Origin of the sequence: Acidovorax sp. 100, from assembly GCF_003688355.1 — a bacterium.
Classification (GTDB): Bacteria; Pseudomonadota; Gammaproteobacteria; order Burkholderiales; family Burkholderiaceae_C; genus Acidovorax; species Acidovorax delafieldii.
This window is the reverse complement of sequence record NZ_REFD01000001.1, coordinates 1,539,874-1,559,544: the sequence shown is the minus strand read 5'-3', so window position 1 is coordinate 1,559,544 and position 19,671 is coordinate 1,539,874. Positions and strand designations below refer to the sequence as shown.

17 protein-coding genes are annotated in these 19,671 nt (G+C 64.9%); 8 read left to right on the top strand and 9 right to left on the bottom strand.

Translation table 11 applies throughout. The annotated features are described in order from the left end of the window. Positions 1-4 precede the first annotated feature (4 nt). Together glyQ and C8C96_RS07320 are read right to left on the bottom strand one after the other, a co-directional pair. Positions 5-910: a glycine--tRNA ligase subunit alpha gene (glyQ, locus tag C8C96_RS07325; protein ID WP_010462637.1), complete on the bottom strand. Its 906-nt coding sequence runs from the start codon at positions 908-910 to the stop codon at positions 5-7. 343 nt (positions 911-1,253) lie between these two features. After that, on the bottom strand, positions 1,254-2,330 hold the full coding sequence (locus C8C96_RS07320; protein ID WP_099731311.1) for a type II asparaginase: 1,077 nt from the start codon (positions 2,328-2,330) through the stop codon (positions 1,254-1,256). Positions 2,331-2,538: 208 nt separating this feature from the next. Between C8C96_RS07320 and C8C96_RS07315 the strand changes: the two genes are divergently transcribed. Next, positions 2,539-3,468, top strand: a complete 930-nt coding sequence (locus C8C96_RS07315) for a LysR family transcriptional regulator (protein WP_099731312.1) — start codon at positions 2,539-2,541, stop codon at positions 3,466-3,468. 63 nt (positions 3,469-3,531) lie between these two features. Here the strand turns inward: C8C96_RS07315 and fabB are convergent, their stop codons facing one another. From fabB to C8C96_RS07285, 6 genes are all read right to left on the bottom strand, one after another. Next, positions 3,532-4,755: a beta-ketoacyl-ACP synthase I gene (gene fabB / locus C8C96_RS07310; RefSeq protein WP_108499965.1), complete on the bottom strand. Its 1,224-nt coding sequence runs from the start codon at positions 4,753-4,755 to the stop codon at positions 3,532-3,534. Beyond that, a complete protein-coding gene (gene fabA / locus C8C96_RS07305; RefSeq protein ID WP_008907199.1) occupies positions 4,752-5,273 on the bottom strand; it encodes a 3-hydroxyacyl-[acyl-carrier-protein] dehydratase FabA in 522 nt (173 codons plus the stop codon). The genes fabB and fabA overlap by 4 nt, the downstream gene beginning before the upstream one ends. Before the next feature lie 161 nt (positions 5,274-5,434). After that, a complete protein-coding gene (gene lnt / locus C8C96_RS07300) occupies positions 5,435-7,066 on the bottom strand; it encodes an apolipoprotein N-acyltransferase (protein WP_121941905.1) in 1,632 nt (543 codons plus the stop codon). Beyond that, entirely contained in the window at positions 7,066-7,950 is an 885-nt protein-coding gene (locus tag C8C96_RS07295; protein ID WP_121941904.1) for an HlyC/CorC family transporter, read from the bottom strand. Before C8C96_RS07295 ends, lnt begins: the two co-directional genes overlap by 1 nt. Positions 7,951-8,056: 106 nt before the next feature. After that, entirely contained in the window at positions 8,057-8,797 is a 741-nt protein-coding gene (locus C8C96_RS07290; RefSeq protein ID WP_015012404.1) for a GNAT family N-acetyltransferase, read from the bottom strand. A gap of 346 nt (positions 8,798-9,143) precedes the next feature. Next, positions 9,144-9,626 carry an Lrp/AsnC family transcriptional regulator gene (locus C8C96_RS07285; RefSeq protein ID WP_121941903.1) on the bottom strand — a complete coding sequence of 161 codons (483 nt, stop codon included), beginning with the start codon at positions 9,624-9,626 and terminating at the stop codon, positions 9,144-9,146. A gap of 165 nt (positions 9,627-9,791) precedes the next feature. Between C8C96_RS07285 and C8C96_RS07280 the strand changes: the two genes are divergently transcribed. From C8C96_RS07280 to phhA, 5 genes are all read left to right on the top strand, one after another. Next, positions 9,792-10,733, top strand: coding sequence for a triacylglycerol lipase (locus C8C96_RS07280; RefSeq protein ID WP_121941902.1), 942 nt, complete (start codon positions 9,792-9,794; stop codon positions 10,731-10,733). Positions 10,734-10,736: 3 nt separating this feature from the next. Continuing rightward, the gene (locus C8C96_RS07275) at positions 10,737-11,726 is read left to right on the top strand and encodes a lipase secretion chaperone (protein WP_121941901.1); all 990 of its coding nucleotides are present in this window, start codon (positions 10,737-10,739) and stop codon (positions 11,724-11,726) included. A gap of 189 nt (positions 11,727-11,915) precedes the next feature. Then, complete coding sequence (gene hppD / locus C8C96_RS07270; RefSeq protein WP_056745461.1) at positions 11,916-13,028, top strand: 4-hydroxyphenylpyruvate dioxygenase; 1,113 nt, start codon at positions 11,916-11,918, stop codon at positions 13,026-13,028. 73 nt (positions 13,029-13,101) lie between these two features. After that, positions 13,102-14,070, top strand: coding sequence for a tripartite tricarboxylate transporter substrate binding protein (locus C8C96_RS07265; RefSeq protein ID WP_121941900.1), 969 nt, complete (start codon positions 13,102-13,104; stop codon positions 14,068-14,070). 64 nt (positions 14,071-14,134) lie between these two features. After that, positions 14,135-14,974, top strand: coding sequence for a phenylalanine 4-monooxygenase (gene phhA / locus C8C96_RS07260; protein WP_056059511.1), 840 nt, complete (start codon positions 14,135-14,137; stop codon positions 14,972-14,974). A gap of 894 nt (positions 14,975-15,868) precedes the next feature. On the opposite strand, the gene C8C96_RS07255 is transcribed toward phhA, so the two are convergent. Then, on the bottom strand, positions 15,869-16,765 hold the full coding sequence (locus C8C96_RS07255) for a triacylglycerol lipase (RefSeq protein WP_199737523.1): 897 nt from the start codon (positions 16,763-16,765) through the stop codon (positions 15,869-15,871). Between the two features lie 104 nt (positions 16,766-16,869). Here C8C96_RS07255 and C8C96_RS07250 point away from each other — a divergent pair, with 104 nt between their 5' ends. Continuing rightward, a complete protein-coding gene (locus C8C96_RS07250; RefSeq protein WP_121941899.1) occupies positions 16,870-17,616 on the top strand; it encodes a hypothetical protein in 747 nt (248 codons plus the stop codon). A gap of 79 nt (positions 17,617-17,695) precedes the next feature. Then, positions 17,696-19,378: an AMP-binding protein gene (locus tag C8C96_RS07245; RefSeq protein ID WP_110961523.1), complete on the top strand. Its 1,683-nt coding sequence runs from the start codon at positions 17,696-17,698 to the stop codon at positions 19,376-19,378. Positions 19,379-19,671 lie beyond the last annotated feature (293 nt).

Sequence of the window (19,671 nt, the reverse complement as noted above, 5' to 3'; positions counted from 1 at the left end):
TCTCTCACGCAGCCTTCTTCGTCATCTGTTCCACCCACTCGCGCGGCGCCATGGGGAAGCCCAGGCGCTCGCGGCTCTCGTAGTAGCTTTGCGCCACGGCACGGGCCAGGTTGCGGATGCGGCCGATGTAGGCAGCGCGTTCGGTCACGCTGATCGCGCCGCGCGCATCCAGCAGGTTGAAGCTGTGTGCGGCCTTGAGCACCTGCTCATACGCAGGCAACGCCAGCTGCTGCTCCATCAGGTACTTGGCCTGCTTTTCGTGCGCGTTGAAGGCAGTGAACAAAAAGTCGGCGTCACTGTGCTCGAAGTTGTAGGTGGACTGCTCCACCTCGTTTTGCTTGTACACGTCACCGTAGCTCAGTGTGTCGGTCCACTTGAGGTTGTAGACGTTGTCCACGCCCTGCAGGTACATGGCCAGGCGCTCCAGGCCGTAGGTGATCTCGCCCGTGGCAGGCTTGCAGTCGATGCCGCCGACCTGCTGGAAGTAGGTGAACTGCGTGACTTCCATGCCGTTGAGCCACACCTCCCAGCCCAGGCCCCAGGCGCCGAGCGTGGGGTTCTCCCAGTCGTCTTCGACAAAGCGGATGTCGTTCTTTTTCAGGTCGAAGCCCAGGGCTTCGAGCGAGCCCAGGTACAGCTCCAGGATGTTGGCCGGTGCGGGCTTGAGCACCACCTGGTACTGGTAGTAGTGCTGCAGGCGGTTGGGGTTCTCGCCGTAGCGGCCGTCCTTGGGGCGGCGGCTGGGCTGCACGTAGGCGGCCTTCCAGGGCTCGGGGCCGATGGCGCGCAGGAAGGTGGCAGTGTGCGAGGTGCCGGCGCCCACTTCCATGTCATAGGGTTGCAAAAGGGCGCAACCCTGCGCGTCCCAGTAGGACTGCAGCTTCAAAATGATTTGCTGGAATGTCAACATGGCGTCTGTGGCTGAGGCACTGGCAAGCCAGGGCCTGGCAAGTAAGGGGAAAAAGAAGAAAACGCGGTGCGCGAGCCAAACCCAGCGCCCGCCGCCCCATGGGCAACAAGGACGGGCATCGCGCGCGCAAACCGGTGATTTTACGGCGCGCAGCCGCGCGTGCTGCGGCAGCGCCAGCAACACCGGCCCGCGCCCATGAAAAAAGGCCGGAGCCCTTTTGGAGCCCCAGCCTTCCCAACCAGTCACGCGAGCTATAAGCCGGTGCGTACCGGTGGCCACACGGGTGTGGCCGTCAACGCATGCATCGCGTCAAAGCATGGCGTTCTAACCTCGGAAACAGGGATCAATACTCCCAGAAAATGCGCTGCAGTTCCTTGCTGTCGTTGGTCTTGGTCAAAGCGACCATGGCCAGGATGCGGGCCTTTTGGGGGCGCAGGTCATGGGCCACCACCCAGTCGTACTTGTCGTCGGGCTGCTCGGCATTGCGCAGCACAAAACCATCGGGCACACGGGCCGAACGGATGATCTGCACGCCCTGGCCACGCAAGGCCTTGAGCGAATCGACCGCCTGTGCAGCCACCGAGCCGTTGCCGGTGCCGGCATGGATCAGCGCCTTGACGCCGGCCTTGCCGTAGGCCTCGATGCCCGTGGTGTTCATGTTGCCGTAGCCGTACACGATGTCCACGGCGGGCAGCGCCTTGATGTCGTCGATGTTGAACTCGGAGTTGGTCGTGTGGCGCTTGACCGGGGCGCGGAACCAGTAGTTCTTGCCTTCCACCACCATGCCCAGCGGGCCCCACTGGCTCTTGAAGGCCTCGGTCTTGATGTTGATGGTCTTGCTCACATCGCGACCGCTCTGGATCTCGTCGTTCATCGTGACCAGCACGCCCTTGCCGGCGGCGTCCTTGCTGGCGGCCACAGTCACGGCGTCGTACAGGTTCAGCGCGCCGTCGGCCGACAGGGCCGTGCCGGGACGCATGGAGCCGACCACCACGATGGGCTTGTTGGTGCGCACGGTGAGGTTCAGGAAGTACGCGGTTTCTTCCAGGGTGTCCGTGCCGTGGGTGATCACGATGCCGTCCACGTCCGCCTGCTTGGCCAGGGCCGACACGCGCTGGCCGAGGCGCAGCAGGTGCTCGTTGGTGAAGCTCTCGGAGGCGATCTGGAACACCTGCTCACCCGACACCTTGGCCACATTGGCCAGCTCAGGCAGGCCTGCCAGCAGCTTGTCCACCGGCACCTTGGCGGCGGCATAGGTTGCGCTGTTGGCGGCCGAGGCGCCCGCACCGGCAATGGTGCCGCCCGTGGCCAGCACCACCACATTGGGCTTGGCAGCCTGGGCCATGGCAACGGCGGAGGCAGCAGACAACAGCAAACCCGCGAGCCAGCGGCTGGCGGTGGGGGAGGAAGAAATGCGCATGAAGAAGTCTCCTGATTTTTTTGGGTGGCAGCACGCGTTGCGCCGCTTTATTCAAAACCGCCGGTGAAGCGGTGCCGCATCCTATGAGAAACCAGAACACAGTCATGCGGAATAATTGACCCACCCTTATGAATTCAGCTCACACCCCAGAACTGCCGTTCGAAGGCCATGAAGTGCCCACCGGCCACCGCCACAAGACAACTCCGCCATGAACTTGAGACAACTGGAAGTTTTTCAGGCCGTGCTGCAAACCGGCAACATGAGCGCTGCGGCGCGGTTGCTGTGCATCACCCCCTCAGCAATCAGCAAGGCCGTGGCGCACACCGAGCTGCAGCTGGGCTACCGGCTGTTCAACCGCTCGCCCGCAGGCCTGACCCCGACGCCCGAGGCCCAGGTGCTGGCCACCGAGTCCACCGGCATCTACCGGCAGCTGGATGCGCTCAAGCGCACCGCGCGCAACCTGGCCACCAGTGATTCGGGCGATGTGCGGCTGGGCGCCATACCGTCCATCACGCACGAATTTCTGCCGCGCCTGCTGCAGCACCATGCCGAGCAGCATCCGCAGGTGGGTGTGGAGGTGCGCACCATTCATCAGGACCAGATGACGCAGGCCCTGCTCACGCGCAGCGTGGACTTTTGCCTGGGTTTCTACAAGCACCCCCACCCACAAATCGCGAGCGACCTGCTGGTCAGTGGTCGCTTGTACCTGGCGGTCGCGACCAGCGTGTGGGCGCGTGCTCCCCGTGCCGCCAGCCCCGGTGCGCGGCTGGCGCAGGTGCCCGTGATCCGCCTGGTGGGCGACGACCCCATGCGCCAGGCGATTGACGAAATCGCACACCGCCTCGGTTCCCCCGCCGGGCCCGGCATCCAGGTGCAGACATCACGCCTGGCACTGGAGCTGGTGCGCCGGGGCATGGGCTGGACGGTGGTGGACTTTCTCACCGCCAAGGGGCTGGACCCTGCACAGATGGTGGCGCAGGAGCTGCACGAGCTGGCCCCCATGTCGCTGTACAGCTACCACGCGCGCGCCTTTCCGCCCGGTCTGCAGGCCACCCGCATGCTGGGCATGTTGCCCGCCTTGCTGCACGAGGCCCTGCAGCCCAACCCCAAGGCCCGTCAGGCGCTGACGGCCCGATAGAGCCCATGAAAAACGGCCTGCATGTCCAGAGACAGGCAGGCCGTTGCGGTGGGGAGTCCGCGGTCAGTGGTTCCAGCGGCGCAGCACCAGGCTGGCGTTGGTGCCACCAAAGCCGAAGCTGTTGGACAACACCGTGTTCAGCTGCGCATCGCGCGTTTGCGTGACCAGAGGCATGTCGCCCAGGGCCGGGTCAGGTGTCTCGACATTGGCAGAGCCAGCGATGAAGCCCTTGTTCAGCATGATCATGCAGTAGATGGCCTCCTGCACGCCCGTGGCGCCCAGCGAGTGGCCGGTGAGCGACTTGGTGGACGAGAACGGTGGCACCTTGTCGCCAAACAGGGCACGCATGGCGCGCACTTCCTGCATGTCGCCCACGGGGGTGGAGGTGCCGTGAGTGTTGATGTAGTCGATGGGGGCGTCCAGACCTTCCATGGCTTGCTGCATGCAGGCAATGGCACCGTCGCCCGACGGGGCCACCATGTCTTCACCGTCGCTGGTGGCGCCAAAGCCCACCACTTCGGCCAGGATGGTCGCGCCACGGGCCTGGGCGTGCTCCAGGCTCTCCAGCACCACGGCACCGCCGCCGCCAGCGATCACGAAGCCGTCGCGGTTCGCGTCGTAGGCGCGTGAGGCCTTCTCGGGCGTTTCGTTGTACTTGCTGGACATGGCGCCCATGCCGTCAAACAGCAGCGACATGCCCCAGCTCAACTCTTCGCCACCGCCCGCAAACATCACGTCCTGCACGCCCCAGGCGATCTGCTGCGCGGCCGCGCCGATGCAGTGGGCGGACGTGGAGCAGGCCGATGTGATGGAGTAGTTGATGCCCTTGACCTTGAAGTTGGTGGCCAGGCACGCAGAAACCGTGGAGCTCATGCAGCGCGTGACCTGATAGGGCCCCACGCGGCGGATGCCTTTTTCGCGCAGCGTGTCGGCCGCTTCGATCTGGTTGGCGGGCGAGCCGCCACCCGACCCCATGATGAGGCCGGTACGCGGGTGGCTGACTTGGCTTGGCGTGAGGCCCGCTTGCTGGATAGCGTCTTCCAGTGCGATCTGCGCATAGGCCGCCGCATCGCCCATGAAGCGCAGCTGCTTGCGGTCAATGCGCGCTTCGATATCGATCTCCGGGGCGCCGCCCACCTGGCTGCGCAGGCCCAGTTCCTTGAACTTCTCCACGGCCTTGATGCCGCTGGTGCCCGCACGCAGCGAAGCTTCCACGGAGGCCAGGTCGTTGCCAATGCACGAGACGATGCCCGCGCCGGTGATGACTACGCGCTTCTTGGTGGTCATGCTGCGTCCTTACCGTCTTCCTCGCGCTTGAACAGACCCACGCGAAGGTCGTTGGCCACATAGATTTCCTTGCCATCGGCCAGCAGGCGGGCATCGCCGATGGCCATGACCAGCTTGCGCTTGATGACGCGCTTGATATCGATTTCGTAGGTGACCAGTTTCACGTCAGGGCCGACCTCGCCGGTGAACTTGACCTCGCCCGCACCCAGCGCGCGGCCCCGGCCCGGCAGTTGCAGCCAGGTCAGGTAAAAACCGATGAGCTGCCACATGGCGTCGAGCCCCAGGCAGCCAGGCATGACCGGGTCGCCCTGGAAGTGGCAGGCAAAGAACCACAGGTCGGGTTTGACATCGAGCTCGGCGCGGATCTTTCCCAGCCCGTGCGCGCCACCATCGCTGTCGATGTGCGTGATGCGGTCAAACATCAGCATGGGTGGCAGCGGCAGACGCCCGCTGTCAGCGCCGAACAGCCGGCCCTCGCCCGAGGCGATCAGTTGTTCGTAGGAAAAGGAATCTGCCATTTTCAGTCGTGCTCCAGAACGGCGGATGGCCCGCCTCAAATCATCGTTTTACGCAACACCAGCCCCCGGTTGCGGGCCTCTATTATCAAGGCATAGGGAGCCGCCTCTAAACACGGGGGTGCGCAGGCCCCTGCGCCGCCGGGCGCAATGCCTGACCTGGATCAATTGCCACGCGGCCTGCGGCCCCTGCTGGCGACCATGGCCCCCACCAGCACCAGAGCCCCCAGCGCCCACAGCGGCCACAGCCCCCAGCGGGACACCCACCACGCGTAAGGCGTGATGGCCCAGCCACTTTGTGCGTCCAGCCCCCGGCCCTGCACCTCGCCTTTGAGCACGCCGCGCGTGTAGCGGGCCAGCTGGTGCGTGACCACGCCCCGGTGGTCGATGATGACCGTGGCTCCCGTGTTGGTGGCGCGCACCATCGGGCGCTCGAATTCGAGCGCACGCATGCGGCTGATGTGCAGATGCTGGTCGATGGCCAGGGTGTCGCCAAACCAGCCGATGTTGCTGAAGTTGACAAACACCGTGGGGGCCTGGGCGGGGTCAATGAATCGCGCCCCCAACTCCTCGCCGAACAAGTCTTCGTAGCAGATGTTCGGCGCGATGCGCTGCCCCGCCACGGCAAACGACGCCTGGCCCACGGTCCCCCGGTTGAAGTCGCCCAGCGGGATGTTCATCATGGCCGTGAACCACTTAAAAAACGGCGGAATGAACTCTCCAAACGGCACGAGGTGGTGCTTGTCGTAGCGGTAGGGCTCGGCTTGTGTGGCAGCACTCATGCCCAGCACGGAGTTGGTGTAGCCCTGCGCTTCATCCCCCAGCGGAATGCCCACCATGGCGGCCCGGGCCCCTTGCGCATAGCGTTGCTGGATGCCCTCCAGATACCCCGGAATGAGCTGCTGCGGCAGCAGCGGTATGGCGGTCTCGGGCGCCACCACCAGGTCAGCCTGGGCGTTGCGCAGGGCGTCGGCATACCACTGCAGGGCCACGGGCACGCCGCTGCCGGACTGGAACTTTTCGTCCTGGGGGATATTGCCCTGCAGCAGCTCCAGGCTCAGGGCGGGCGCTGCGCGCCGTACCGGGGTGTGGCACAGATTGACCGCGCACAGCCGGTCCACCGTGGCCCAGGCCAGCAGGCCGCCCGCCGCTAGCACCAGCGCCCACCAGCGCACGTTGCGCAGGTCGGCGGCACGCACCTGCACCACGCCCATCGCCAACGCAGCAGCCACCGCGCTGATGCCATACACCCCCATGTGGCGGGCCAGCACGGCGAGCGGCCCATCCACATGCGCGTAGCCGCCTGCACCCCACGGGAACCCCGTCCACCAGACGCCCCGTGCCAGTTCGGCCAGCAGCCACAGCGCTCCGAAAAGAAGAGCACTTCCGGCACGATTCACCGGCGCATATCGGCAAAAAGAGGCCAAAGCCGCCGCGTAGTAGCTGGCCAGAAAGGCAGCGAGCCCCAGCACCGCTGCCACGGCCAACGGCGCGGGCAGGCCGCCATAGGAATGCATGGAAATGAACAGCCACCAGAAAGTGCCTGCCAGCCAGGCGGTGGCAAACAACCCACCCACGAACGCACCGCGCCGCCAGGGCGCAGCGACGCGCTGGTGCTCCACAGCGAAAGGCCGCACCATCCAGGCGAGTGCAGCCATCGAAGCCAGCTGCAGCCACCACAAGGGTTGGCCGCTGCCCGGCCAGGCCAGCGAGGCCGCCTGGGCCAGGCCCGCCGCCAGCGCCAGCAGCAGTTGCGGCAGCAGCGGCCCGCCCGCCATCCGAGAGCGCCGCGACATCAGCCGTCGGAGGGCGTGTCTTCGACCCTGGACACCTTGAACCAGCGCACCGCCCCGCCCTTGGTGTGCAGCACCACAAAATGCAGGCCGCTGAGCTGCAGATGCTCACCGCGCTTGGGCACATGGCCCATTTCGTGGGCAATCAGGCCGCCGATGGTGTCGAAATGCTCGTTGGGGTCGCTACCCACGATGGCCACCTCAAAGGCCTCGGCCACACGCTCGATGGGGGTGTCACCACTCACACGGTAGGTCCGGTCGGCCAGGCCAAAGATGTCGCCATCGTCTTCGGGGATGTCGAACTCGTCCTCGATCTCGCCGACGATCTGCTCCAGAACGTCTTCGATGGTGATGAGCCCGGCCACGCGGCCAAACTCGTCGATCACGATGGCCAGGTGGTTGCGGTTGCCCCGGAACTCGCGCAGCAGGTCGTTCAAGCCCTTGCTTTCGGGCACAAAGGCTGCGGGGCGCAGCAGTGCGCGGATGTTGAGCTCAGGGGCCCGCTGCAGCTTGAGCAGGTCCTTGGCCATCAGGATGCCGATGATGTTCTCGCGCTCGCCCTGGTACACCGGAAACCGTGAATGCGCCGTGCTGATCACCAGGTGCAGCAGCTCTTCGAAAGGCGCATCGATGTTGACGAGGTCCATGCGCGGAGCGGCCACCATCACATCGCCCGCCGTCATGTCGGCCATGCGGATCACGCGCTCCAGCATCACGCGCGATTCGGCGCCGATGACCTCGTTGTCCTCGGCCTCGGCCAGGGTTTCGATGAGTTCTTCCGTCGAATCCGGTCCAGGGTGGATGAACTCGGCCACTTTCTGCAGGAAGCTGCGCTTGTCTTCCCTCTCGGGCAGTCGCCCAGGGTGCGCGGGGTGCGGGTCAGACACTGTCTGGAGTGCAGGACGTGCGGTAGTGAATCAGGCCCCTAGGATAGCGGATTGCCGTGACAGGACCACACCGGCCGATCTCACGACCCGGCGCGGCCCGGGTCGCTCACTCGGCCGACTGGTGGCGCGCGTGCTGCACGCCGCTGCGCACTTCCTGCACGCTGGCCAGGAAATCCCAGAACTGCTTGGCCTGCTTCTTGAGCTGGTAGTCCACCTCGGCGAACTGTTGCTCGACCATTTCGGTCATGCGCGTGTCGAGGCTGGCGGGCGGAATCTGCAGGTAAGCCTCGGACTCGGACCCATCGCGGCGCACCGTGGCACCGGCGTTGCGCGCGATCTTGAGCATGGCGGTGTTTTCAGACAGCGCATGGATGAACACCATGTTCACGCCCTCATTGCGCGCATGCATCACGGCGCGCTCGAACAGGCGCGCACCAAAGCCACGGCCCCGCGCCTGCTTGAGCACGGACACGCCAAACTCGGCACAGGGCTTGTGTTCGGGGTTTTCCGAGAACGCCAGGTGGGCCATGGCGATGAGCTCAAGGCGGCGGTTGTAAATGCCAAAAATTTCGTCGCGCTCGAAGTTGAGCTGCTCGGCGTAGCGGCGGATCTGCTCGTCGTTGGCGGCATAGCCAAAGCGCAGGTAGCGGTCTGCAGGCTCCAGCTGCAGCAGGTGCTGGGTGATCCGCTCCCGATAGGAGGGGCCCAGGGAGCGGATAGGAACCATCACGGGCGTCTCCTGCTGGTGGATGTGAATGTCAGAGGCAGAAGAGCCGCCGGTTACCGGGCGCAGCATGTCCCGGCCTGCGTACCAGGATGCCTTGAGCCAGTCTTTGGTTGCGAACATGTCGCCAAATATAAGGGTTTTCCCTCATCTTTTCCAGTCCAAATTGCTGCGCCGCAACAAAATAGTGATCCGACTCAAAATACCGAAAAATCGGCCCTAGGCGCTAGACGATCATGCCTCAATAGCTATCAATTTAAGAGTATCTGTACCCCAAATCTCCTCTGCAGGGGTCGCAGACGCGACGGCTGGAGCGGCTGCACTCCACTCAGCGCCAAGCCGTCTTCGCACAGGGTAGAGCGTAAAGCGCGGACCGCCCTACAGCAACCTCCGCCACATCAATAGACGCCACAGCGAGTCACACCTGTGACGTGCCCGGGCGCATCCCCGGGCCAAGGCCCGCGCCGGGTTACACCGGCACGGCCGTGGTCGCCTTCACGCGGTCGAGCACAAAGCTGGTCTTGCAGTCCTGCACGCTGGGGTGCTTGAGCAGGGTGTCCATGATGAAGCGGCTGTAGTGCGCCATGTCGGCCACCACCACGCGCAACAGGTAGTCCATTTCGCCGGTGAGCGATGCGCACTCCACCACCTCGGGCCAAGTCTGCACGCTGGCGCGGAACAGGTCCATGGGGTTGCGTTTGTGGCTTTCGGTGTGCTTTTCCAGCCGTACGTTCAGGTACGCCGTGAGTCCCAGCCCCACCGCCTCGGGCTGCACCAGGGCCACGTAGCGGTGGATCACGCCGCTGTCCTCCAGCCGCTTGACGCGGCGCAGCACCGCGCTGGGCGACAGACCCACCTGCTCTCCGATGACGTCGTACGTCTCGCGGCCGTTGTCCTGCAGGCGGCGCAGGATAGAGCGGTCCAGCTTGTCGAGTGCGTCAAAGGCTTTCATGGCGCAGGATTTTACGAACAACTGCACAGTTTCTGCATGCTGCGGCGCACACGCGGGTATGTCCCGATAGTGACTCCAGGGGCTGAATACAAGAATTGATCTCGCAAAAAAGAACGGTCGTTCGTTTTTGCAAGCATAAGAAACCATACCAACGGAGACAAACACATGACCGGATTTTTCAGCCGCTTTTTGCGGCGACTGGTGCTGGCGGCCACAGCGGGGTTGCTGTTGCTGGGCGTGGGCGCGCAGGCGCAGACGGGCTACACCCAGACGCGCTACCCCATCGTGCTGGTGCACGGCCTGTTCGGCTTTGACTCGGCCCTGGGCATCGACTACTTCTACGGCATCCCCGACGCGCTGCGCCAGGGCGGCGCCAAGGTCTACGTGGCCCAGGTGTCGGCCGCCAACAGCACTGAGGTGCGTGGCGAGCAATTGCTGGCGCAGGTCAAGACCATCCTCGCGCTGACCGGGGCGTCCAAGATCAATCTCGTGGGCCACTCGCACGGTGGCCCCACCACCCGCTATGTAGCCGGTGTGGCGCCACAGCTGGTGGCATCGGTCACGTCGATTGGCGGCGTGAACCGGGGTTCGCGCGTGGCAGACATCCTGCGCGGCGTAGCGCCCGCAGGTTCAGTGTCCGAAGCCGTGGCCAGCGCCGCCGCCAAGGCACTGGTGGGCCTGATCAACCTGACCTCCGGCGGCACCGGCCTGCCCCAGATGCCCACGGCGGCGCTGGACTCGCTGACCACGGCCGGCTCGGCCAAGTTCAACAGCCGCTTTCCGCAAGGCGTGCCCACCTCCGGCTGCGGCAGCGGCGCCGAGCTGGTGAACGGTGTGCGCTACTACTCCTGGACCGGCACCCTGCCCCTGACCAACGTGCTCGATGCCAGCGACGCCCTACTGGCCACGCTGAGCCTGACCTTTGGCGAAGCCAACGATGGCCTGGTGTCGGCCTGCTCGTCGCGCTTGGGCAAACACCTGGGCGACTACCGCCAGAACCACCTCGACGAAGTCAACCAGCTGCTGGGCCTGCGCGACTGGTTCTCCACCGACCCGGTGACGCTGTACCGCCAGCACGCCAACCGCCTCAAGCAACAAGGCCTGTAAGCCATGGCCCAGCCCTCGCGCACCTGGGCGGTTGCCGCCGCAGTCCTGGCCCTCACCACGGTCGCCGTGGTGTGGTGGCTGGGGGGCCCTGCCGGGTTCGGCGCGGGGGATACACACCCATCACCGGCAGGGGCGACCGCCGCCTCCGCCGGTGCCCAGGTACAACCCTCGCCAGCACAGGGCGCGGACCACAGTTTTTTTGCACGCCGCCGCGCCATCACCACCGACGGCCCAGCCGACCCCCTGCTGGTGCACGGCCTGCGCGACACGCTGGAAGCCCTGCTGATGGAAGCGGGCGACGCCAGCGACCCAGCCACGCTCAAACAGCGCCTGGCCGCGCTGGTCAACCGGCATTTCCCCGCCGCCCTGGCCACGCGAGCCCTGGCACTGGCCGAGCGCTACGTGGACTACCGTGTGGCCCTGGGCAGCTTGCGTGCGCCGCAGGACCTGACTGACCCACGCGCGCTGCGCGACGCGCTGGAGGCGCGCCACAAGGTGCGCCTGCAGTTTTTTGACGACGCCGAATACGACGCCCTGTTTGCCCGCGAGGCCGACCTGGACCGCTACACCCTGGCGCGCCTGGAGATTGAGCGCAACACCCAGCTCAGCCCCGAGCAGCGCGCCCAGGCGCTGCAGGCGGCCGACAACGAACTCTCCACCGAGCGCCGCGCCGAGCGCAGTGCCGCCACCGCTCACATGGCGGCCGCAGCGCAGACGGCCGCCTTTAACGCCAGCAACACCGACGAGCGCAGCCGCTACGCCACCCGCAGCGCGCAGTACGGCCCGGCAGCCGCCCAGGCCATGGCGCAGCTGGACCGTGACGAACAGCACTGGAACCAGCGCCTCGACCAGTACATCCAAGCGCGCACCCAGCAGGGCGAGGGCCCCGGCCTGCAGCAACTGCGCCAGCAGCTGTTCTCGCCCGAAGAGCAACAACGCATTGACGCCGCCCTGGCGCTGCGCCAGCTCAACGCGGGCACCTCGGGCTCATAGGGACCTTCTGCCGACCGCGCAGCGCTGCGGCGGCCAGCCCTGCCCGGCGCGCCGCCAGACTGCGCGAAATTTTGACCATTCACAAGATTCCTGCAAATCAAAGGCCAAAGCCTCTTGATTTCGCCAGAAACATGAGGCAGGCCGCGCCTACAGTCCATGACATTCATCAACGAATGCCGGAGACACCCCATGAACGCCGCCTTGCCGCAAGAAACCACCGCCCAGCTCGCTGCCTGGGACAACCCCATGGGCCTGATGGGCTTCGAGTTCGTCGAATTCACCTCGCCCCAGCCCGGCGTGCTGGAGGCGGTGTTTGAAAAGCTCGGTTTCACCCTGGTAGCCAAGCACCGGTCCAAGGACGTGGTGCTGTACCGCCAGAACGGCATCAACTTCATCCTGAACCGCGAGCCCCACAGCCAGGCCGCCTACTTTGGTGCCGAGCATGGCCCCTCCGCCTGTGGCCTGGCCTTCCGTGTGAAGGATGCGCACAAGGCTTACAACCGCGCGCTGGAACTGGGCGCCCAGCCCATCGAGATCCCCACCGGCCCCATGGAGCTGCGCCTGCCCGCCATCAAGGGCATTGGCGGCGCACCGCTGTATTTGATTGATCGCTTTGAAGACGGCAAGTCCATCTACGACATCGACTTTGAATTCATCGAAGGCGTGGAACGCCGCCCCGTGGGCCACGGCCTGAACCTCATCGACCACCTCACGCACAACGTGTACCGGGGCCGCATGGGTTTCTGGGCCAACTTCTACGAGAAGCTGTTCAACTTCCGCGAAATCCGCTACTTCGACATTCAGGGCGAATACACGGGCCTCACGTCCAAGGCCATGACCGCGCCCGACGGCAAGATCCGCATCCCGCTGAACGAAGAGTCCAAGCAGGGTGGCGGCCAGATCGAAGAATTCTTGATGCAGTTCAACGGCGAAGGCATTCAGCACATCGCGCTGATCTGCGACAACCTGCTGGACGTGGTGGACAAGCTGGGCATGGCCGGCGTGCAGCTGGCCACCGCGCCCAACGAGGTCTATTACGAAATGCTGGACACCCGCCTGCCCGGCCACGGCCAGCCGGTGCCCGAGCTGCAGTCGCGCGGCATCTTGCTGGACGGCACCACGGCCGACGGCACGCCCCGCCTGCTGCTGCAGATCTTCTCCACGCCCATGCTGGGCCCGGTGTTCTTTGAATTCATCCAGCGCGAAGGCGACTACCGCGACGGCTTTGGCGAAGGCAACTTCAAGGCGCTGTTCGAATCGCTGGAGCGCGACCAGATCCGCCGTGGCGTGCTGAACACATAAGACATCGGACATCCAGGGTTAACCCTGCACAGGTGCCTATACTGCGCGCTCCCCGGAACTCAAAAGGATCCCGATGTCGCTCCGTAGCACCCTGTTCAGCACCCTTCTGGCCAGCGCGGCCACTGTCGCGCTGGCGCAGAACCCGTCTGCCCCGCTCACCATCGTGGTGCCCTACCCCGCTGGTGGTCCGCTGGACACCTCGGCCCGCATCGTGGCCGATGGTGCTGCAGCCCAGTTGGGCTCCATTACCGTGGAGAACAAACCGGGGGCAGGTGGCAATACCGGCGCCGACCAGGTCGCCAAGGCCGGGAAGACCAGCAACCAGGTGCTGATGGGCGCCGTGGCCACGCACGCGGTGAACCCCTGGCTGTACAAGAACTTCCCCTACAACGCACTCAAGGACTTCAAACCCCTCGTCCTCGTGGCGCGCACGCCCAATGTGCTGGTGGTGAACGCGGAACAGGCGGCCAAGCTGGGCATCAAGACCACGCCCGACCTGGTGCAGTACCTCAAGAAGAACCCGGACCAGGCCAAGTACGGCTCGGGCGGCAACGGCAGCATCGGCCACATCTCGGCCGAGATGTTCAAGTCGCTCACCAACACCCGGATGGGCCACACGCCGTTCCAGGGCTCCAAGCCCGCGCTCGCCGCGCTGGAATCCGGCCAGGTGCTGATGGTGTTTGACAACCTGGCCTCGGCGCTGCCGCAGATCCAGTCGGGCAAGCTGCTGGCGCTGGGTGTGACCACCCTCAGCCGCAACGAGGCGCTACCGAAAGTGCCCAGCATCAACGACAGCGTGCAGGGCTTCAACGTGTCCACCTGGTTCGGCCTGTTCGCGCCGGCCTCGCTGCCCGATGCGGACGCACGCCGCTATGCCAACGCGTTCAGCGCCGCGATGCATTCACCTGCCGGCAAGGAGAAGTTCAAGAAGATGGGCATCACGCCCGAAGAGCTGACGCTCGACGGGTTTGCGCAGTTTGTGCGCTCGGAAAACAGCAAGTACGAATTTCTGATCCGGGCCGCAAAGATCAAGATCGATTAGCAGCCGCGTGGGCTGGTGCGCACCCCCGTCGCGGTGCGCCGACCATGGCGGCAAAGGAGAAAAAATGGGACAAGCCCCTGTCGTCTATGGCCAATCCACCCGCCCACCGCGTGGCGACTATTCGCGTGCCAACGCGGACTACACCTGCCCGCAAGACTACGCGGCCTACACCGCCGCGGACCACGACACCTACCGCCGCCTGTACGAGCGCCAGCGCGCCCTGCTGCCGGGACTGGCCAGCCAGGCGTTCATCGACGCCCTGCCCTCACTGGGCGCGAGCGACCGCATTCCGCGTTTTGAAGAGGTGAACGAGCGCCTCTACAAAGCCACAGGCTGGGAACTGGTGGGCGTGCCCGGCCTGATCCCCGAGGTGCCCTTCTTCACCCTGCTGGCCAACCGCAAATTCCCGGTGACGGACTGGATCCGCAAGCCCGAGGAGTTCGAATACATCGTCGAGCCCGACATTTTTCATGACCTGTTCGGCCATGTGCCGCTGCTGTTCAACCCGGTGTTTGCCGACTATGTGCAGCGCTACGGCCAGGGCGGGCTGAAAGCACAGGGGCTGGGGTCGTGCGAGATGCTGAGCCGCTTGTACTGGTACACGATCGAGTTCGGGCTGATCCGCGAGGCGGGGCAGTTGCGGGCGTACGGCGCAGGGATTTTGAGTTCTTCGGGCGAGTTGGCGTATTCGGTGCAAAGCCCGGAGCCGCAGCGCATTCCGCTGCAACTGGAGCGGACGATGCGCACGCGCTACAAGATCGATACGTACCAGCAGACGTATTTTGTGATCGACAGCTTTGAGCAGTTGTTTGAGATGACGGCAGCGGACTTTGCGCCGATCTATGAGCGGCTACGGGGGCTGCCGGAGTTTGCGGCGGATGAACGGGAGGCTGTGGCGGCTTGATTTCTAGTGGTATTGGCTGCTAGCGCTAGTGAGTCATGCCTTAGCAGCTACTCTTTTAATAGCATTTTCTCTACATCCGGCAATACGTGGCTGAGGTTGTTGGAGCTTGCGGATGAAGCGGGCGCTGTGCCTGGTTTGAGGGCGGAGGCCGGGAGTCGCCCGGCATGCGAGTCCCTTTCTTTCGCGTCGCCGAAAGAAAGGGACCAAAGAAAGGGCGACCCCACTGTCTGCGTCCCCTGCGCTTCGCTCCGGGGCAACCTGTGGTGCTCGGGTTTGGCGGGGTCTCGCTCGAACTCGCTCCGTTTCACTTCGCTCAGACAATCGCGAGCCCTGATCCGCCAAACCCTGCGCTCCTCGGCGCATCCAGAGGGGCAAAAGGGGCAGAACATCCACACGGGCCTTTGCTTCGCTGCGCTGCGCTCGGCCCCAACTCGCGGGCGCAAGCGCCACGCGCTGCGCAGGCGCAGCCGAGCGAAGCAATGGCCCGAATGGATGTTGGCTGTTTGGCTGTCCAACCCCTGCTGGCTGCGCCTGCGGCGGGGCGGTTGCGGGGTGAGCATGGGCGTCGAAGCGCCCATGCTTCGTGAACTGACTCGCCGTGGATGTCTGAACGAAGCTGCAACGCAGCGCAGTGAGTTCCACGGCGCACCCCGCAACCGCCCCGACGCAGGTTTGCCCCTTCGCACCGCGAAGGGGTCGCAGACTGGGGGGCGCCTTTTCTTTGGTGACTTTCTTTTGGCGAAGCAAAAGAAAGTTACTCGCATGCCGGGCGACTCCCGGCCTCAGCCCTCAACAAAGGCGCGCCCCCCAATCAGCGCACGCAACAAAACACTACAAAATCAATAGCTACCAGCGGATATCCCACCAGCACATCCAGCCAATAAAACCAAAACATCACCCCCGACCAACCTCCTGCAGACAAGCCGCCATCACCCCAGGATCAAACGCCATCTGCACATGCGCCACCCCTTCCACCAACCGGTGTTCCGCCCCCGCTAACGCCGCCGTGGTCGCCGGAAACACGATGTTGTCGCAGTTCGAATACCAACAGGTAAACAATGCCGCCCGCCCCGCAGGCTCCTCCCGCTGCAACGCCACCACCCAGTCCCCCGCCAAACTCATCTGCCGCCCATTCACCGCGCGACTAAAACGCCCCAGCCACGTGCCCCCATGCGGCGTGCCCAGCGTCAACACGCGGTGTACCCGCCCATCCGCCTGGTGCGCCCGCAGCCACGCCCGCGCCGCCAAGCCCCCCATGCTGTGGCACAACAACACCGGTGCCTGCCCCGTGGCCGCCGTCACTTTGCGCACAGCGTCTTCAATGATGTCCGCATACTCGTCAATCGAGCCCATCACCGGCTCCAGATTGACCGCCACATAGGCATGCCCCCGCGCCTGCAACGGCGCCAACCACGGCAGCCAAAGCCCCCGGTTGCACATGAAGCCGTGTACCAGCACCACGCCGCGCTTTCCGGTCGGCTGCGCAGGCAGCCAGTCGGGCACGGACTGGTGGCGAAACGGCTGGCGCCAGCAGAAGACCAGCAGCGCCACCCACACCTCGGCCCACCAGGCACCGACCACCTGCGACAGGCGGGCACGCGGCGCGGCGTCGGTGCAGTTGGTGATGTGCATCAGCACAAACTCCACCGCCATCACCACCAGGTACAGACACAGCGGTACCAAGGCCCCCAGCACGGCGCGCCAGGGTGAATGGGGCCATTGCCACACCAGCCAGGCGGCCATGGCCAGCAGGATGCTCAGAAGAAGGGTTCGTTGCCAGCGCGCGATCATCATGATGGTGGTGATGGGCAAATGTTGTAATGGACCAGCCGCATTGTGCGGTCTGACTACAGCCCGACACCGCACCCCGCAGAACGCTGAAAGGACCCCGCCCCATGGATGCCGCCCAGACCATCCGCGATGCCATTGCCGATGTGACCGCCCTGCGCCTGCACCGCACGGGCGACCCGGCGTTGGGGGCGGCGGTGGGCAGCGTCAAGACCTTTCAGGCGCGGCGCTTTCGCGGCACCTATGCGGACCTTATGGCGTCACCCGCGTTCGGGCCCGCCGCCCGGTTTTTTCTGGAAGAGCTGTACAGCGACACCGACTACACCGACCGAGACCAGCAGTTTGGCCGCATCGCGGGCACGCTGCAGACCATGTTTCCCCAGCCGGTCGTGAATACCGCCGTAGCCCTTGCCGTGCTGCACGCACAGACCGAGGAACTGGACCAGGACATGGGCCGCGCCTGGCTTGCGCATGAAGGTGCCGATGCGGCCAACAACGCCGCCCGCTACGCCGCCGCCTGGCGGGCCGTCGGACAACGCCACGCGCGCCAGCAGCAGCTGGAGCGCGTGCTGGCCATGGGCACCGACCTGGCGCGCCTCACCCGCACACCCGGCCTGCGGATGATGCTGCGCATGATGCGCGGCCCGGCCAACGCAGCGGGCATGGGCGCACTGCAGAAGTTTCTGGAGGCCGGCTTTGACACCTTCGGCCAGCTCGCGCGCCAGCGCGGCGGGGTGGAGCAGTTCCTGGCCACCATTGAACAACGTGAGCGGGCGCTGATGGATTTGCTCTTCGACGCCGATCCTGTCACCTGCGGGACCCAGCTTAACCACACACTAGGACAAGCCCGATAGCCCGCAACGCGCCCGCCTTCCACAATCTGTGCCCACCTATCAATGGCATTTGGCGAGCACAAGGGAAGGAAACACGCGCATGGAAAAGATCTGGCTCAAGAGCTACCCCCCGGGCGTCCCGCATGACGTGAAGCCCGAGCAATACCGCTCTGTGGCCCACCTGCTGGAAGAGTCGTTCCGCAAACACGCATCGAGCCCGTTCTCGGTCTGCATGGACCAGTGGATGACCTATGGCGAACTGGAACGCCGCTCGGCCGCGCTGGGCGCCTACCTGCAAAGCCTGGGGCTGGAGCCTGGTGCGCGCGTGGCCATCATGCTGCCCAACATCCCGCAGTTTGGCGTGACCATGGCCGCCGTGCTGCGCGCGGGCTACACCTGCGTGAACGTGAACCCGCTGTACACCGCCCGCGAGCTGGAGCACCAACTCAAGGACTCCGGTGCCACGGCCATCGTGATCCTGGAGAACTTTGCCCACACGCTGGCCGAGGTCGTGGACCACACCGCCGTCAAGCATGTGGTGATGGCGTCCATGGGCGACCTGCTGGGCTTCTGGTTTGGCAAATGGATCACCTTTGCCGTGCGCCACCTGGCCAAGATGGTGCCTGCGTACGACCTGCCGCTGTCGAATGGCCGCAAGGTCGTCACCTTCAAGAAGGCGCTGTCGCTGGGCGAGCACAAGTCGCTCGCACCCAGCCAAGCCACGCTGGATTCGATTGCCTTCCTGCAGTACACCGGCGGCACCACGGGCCTGTCGAAAGGCGCGGTGCTGACCCACCGCAACATCGTGGCCGCCACGCTGCAGGCCGAGGCGTGGTTCACGCCCGCGCTGTCCAAGGTGGGCGACCTCTCCAAGGCCAACAGCATTGCCGCGCTGCCGCTGTACCACATCTTCGCGCTCACGCTGTGCCTGCTGGCCATCCGCCAGGGCTCCAGCCTCACGCTGATCCCCAACCCGCGCGACATTCCCAAGTTCATCGCCGAACTCAAGAAGCGGCCCTTCCACATGCTGCCGGCGGTGAACACGCTGTTCAACGCGCTGCTGCAAAACCCGCAGTTCAAGACGCTGGACTTCTCGCACCTGTGCGTGTCGCAGGCCGGGGGCATGGCGGCCAGCGAGGGCACGGCCAAGCAGTGGCAGAAGGTAACCGGCAGCACCATGATCGAAGGCTGGGGCATGAGCGAGACCTGCGCCATCGGCACCAACAACCCGGTGATCAGCACCACCTTCAGCGGCAATATCGGCCTGCCGCTGCCGGGTATCGACATTGCCATCAAGGACGACGAAGGCAACAGCCTGCCCCAGGGCGAGTCGGGCGAGATCTGCATCCGCGGCCCCAACGTGATGACGGGTTACTACAACCAGCCTGAAGAGAACGCCAAGGCCTTCACGCCCGATGGTTTTATGCGCACGGGCGACATCGGCATCATGGACCCGCAGGGCTACACCCGCATCATCGACCGCAAGAAGGACATGATCCTGGTAAGCGGCTTCAACGTGTTCCCCAACGAGCTGGAGCAGGTCATCAGCCTGTGCCCCGGCGTGGTCGAATGCGCGGCGATTGGCGTGCCCGATGAGAAACAGGGCGAGGCCATCAAGGTGTTCATCATCAAGAGCGACCCAGCCCTGACCGAGGACGAAGTGGCCAACTACTGCCACCAGAACCTCACCGGCTACAAGCGCCCCAAGTACATCGAGTTCCGCGACGAGCTGCCCAAGAGCAATGTGGGCAAGATCCTGCGCAGGGAGTTGCGCAAGGCCTGACCTTGTTCATGGGCGCGGCGGCCCGAACACCGCACCCGGCAACCTCCCCCAGGGCGCTTCGGCGCCCTTTTTCTTGGGCGCAAAAACTGCAAACCGCCTGCGTGCTCCAGATCCTCCAATATAGGCATCTCCGGGTTTTTACTGATTAGCAAACGTTTGCGCAAACGTTTGCTTTCGTTATCATCCCGATCGCGACAAGGCACCGGGCAGCCGCAGGCGCTCCTTTCTTGCGGAGTCTGCCGGGGGTTTCTCTCCGGGCTGTCAGTCGCCTGAGGGCGGCGCTGAATAAGCCT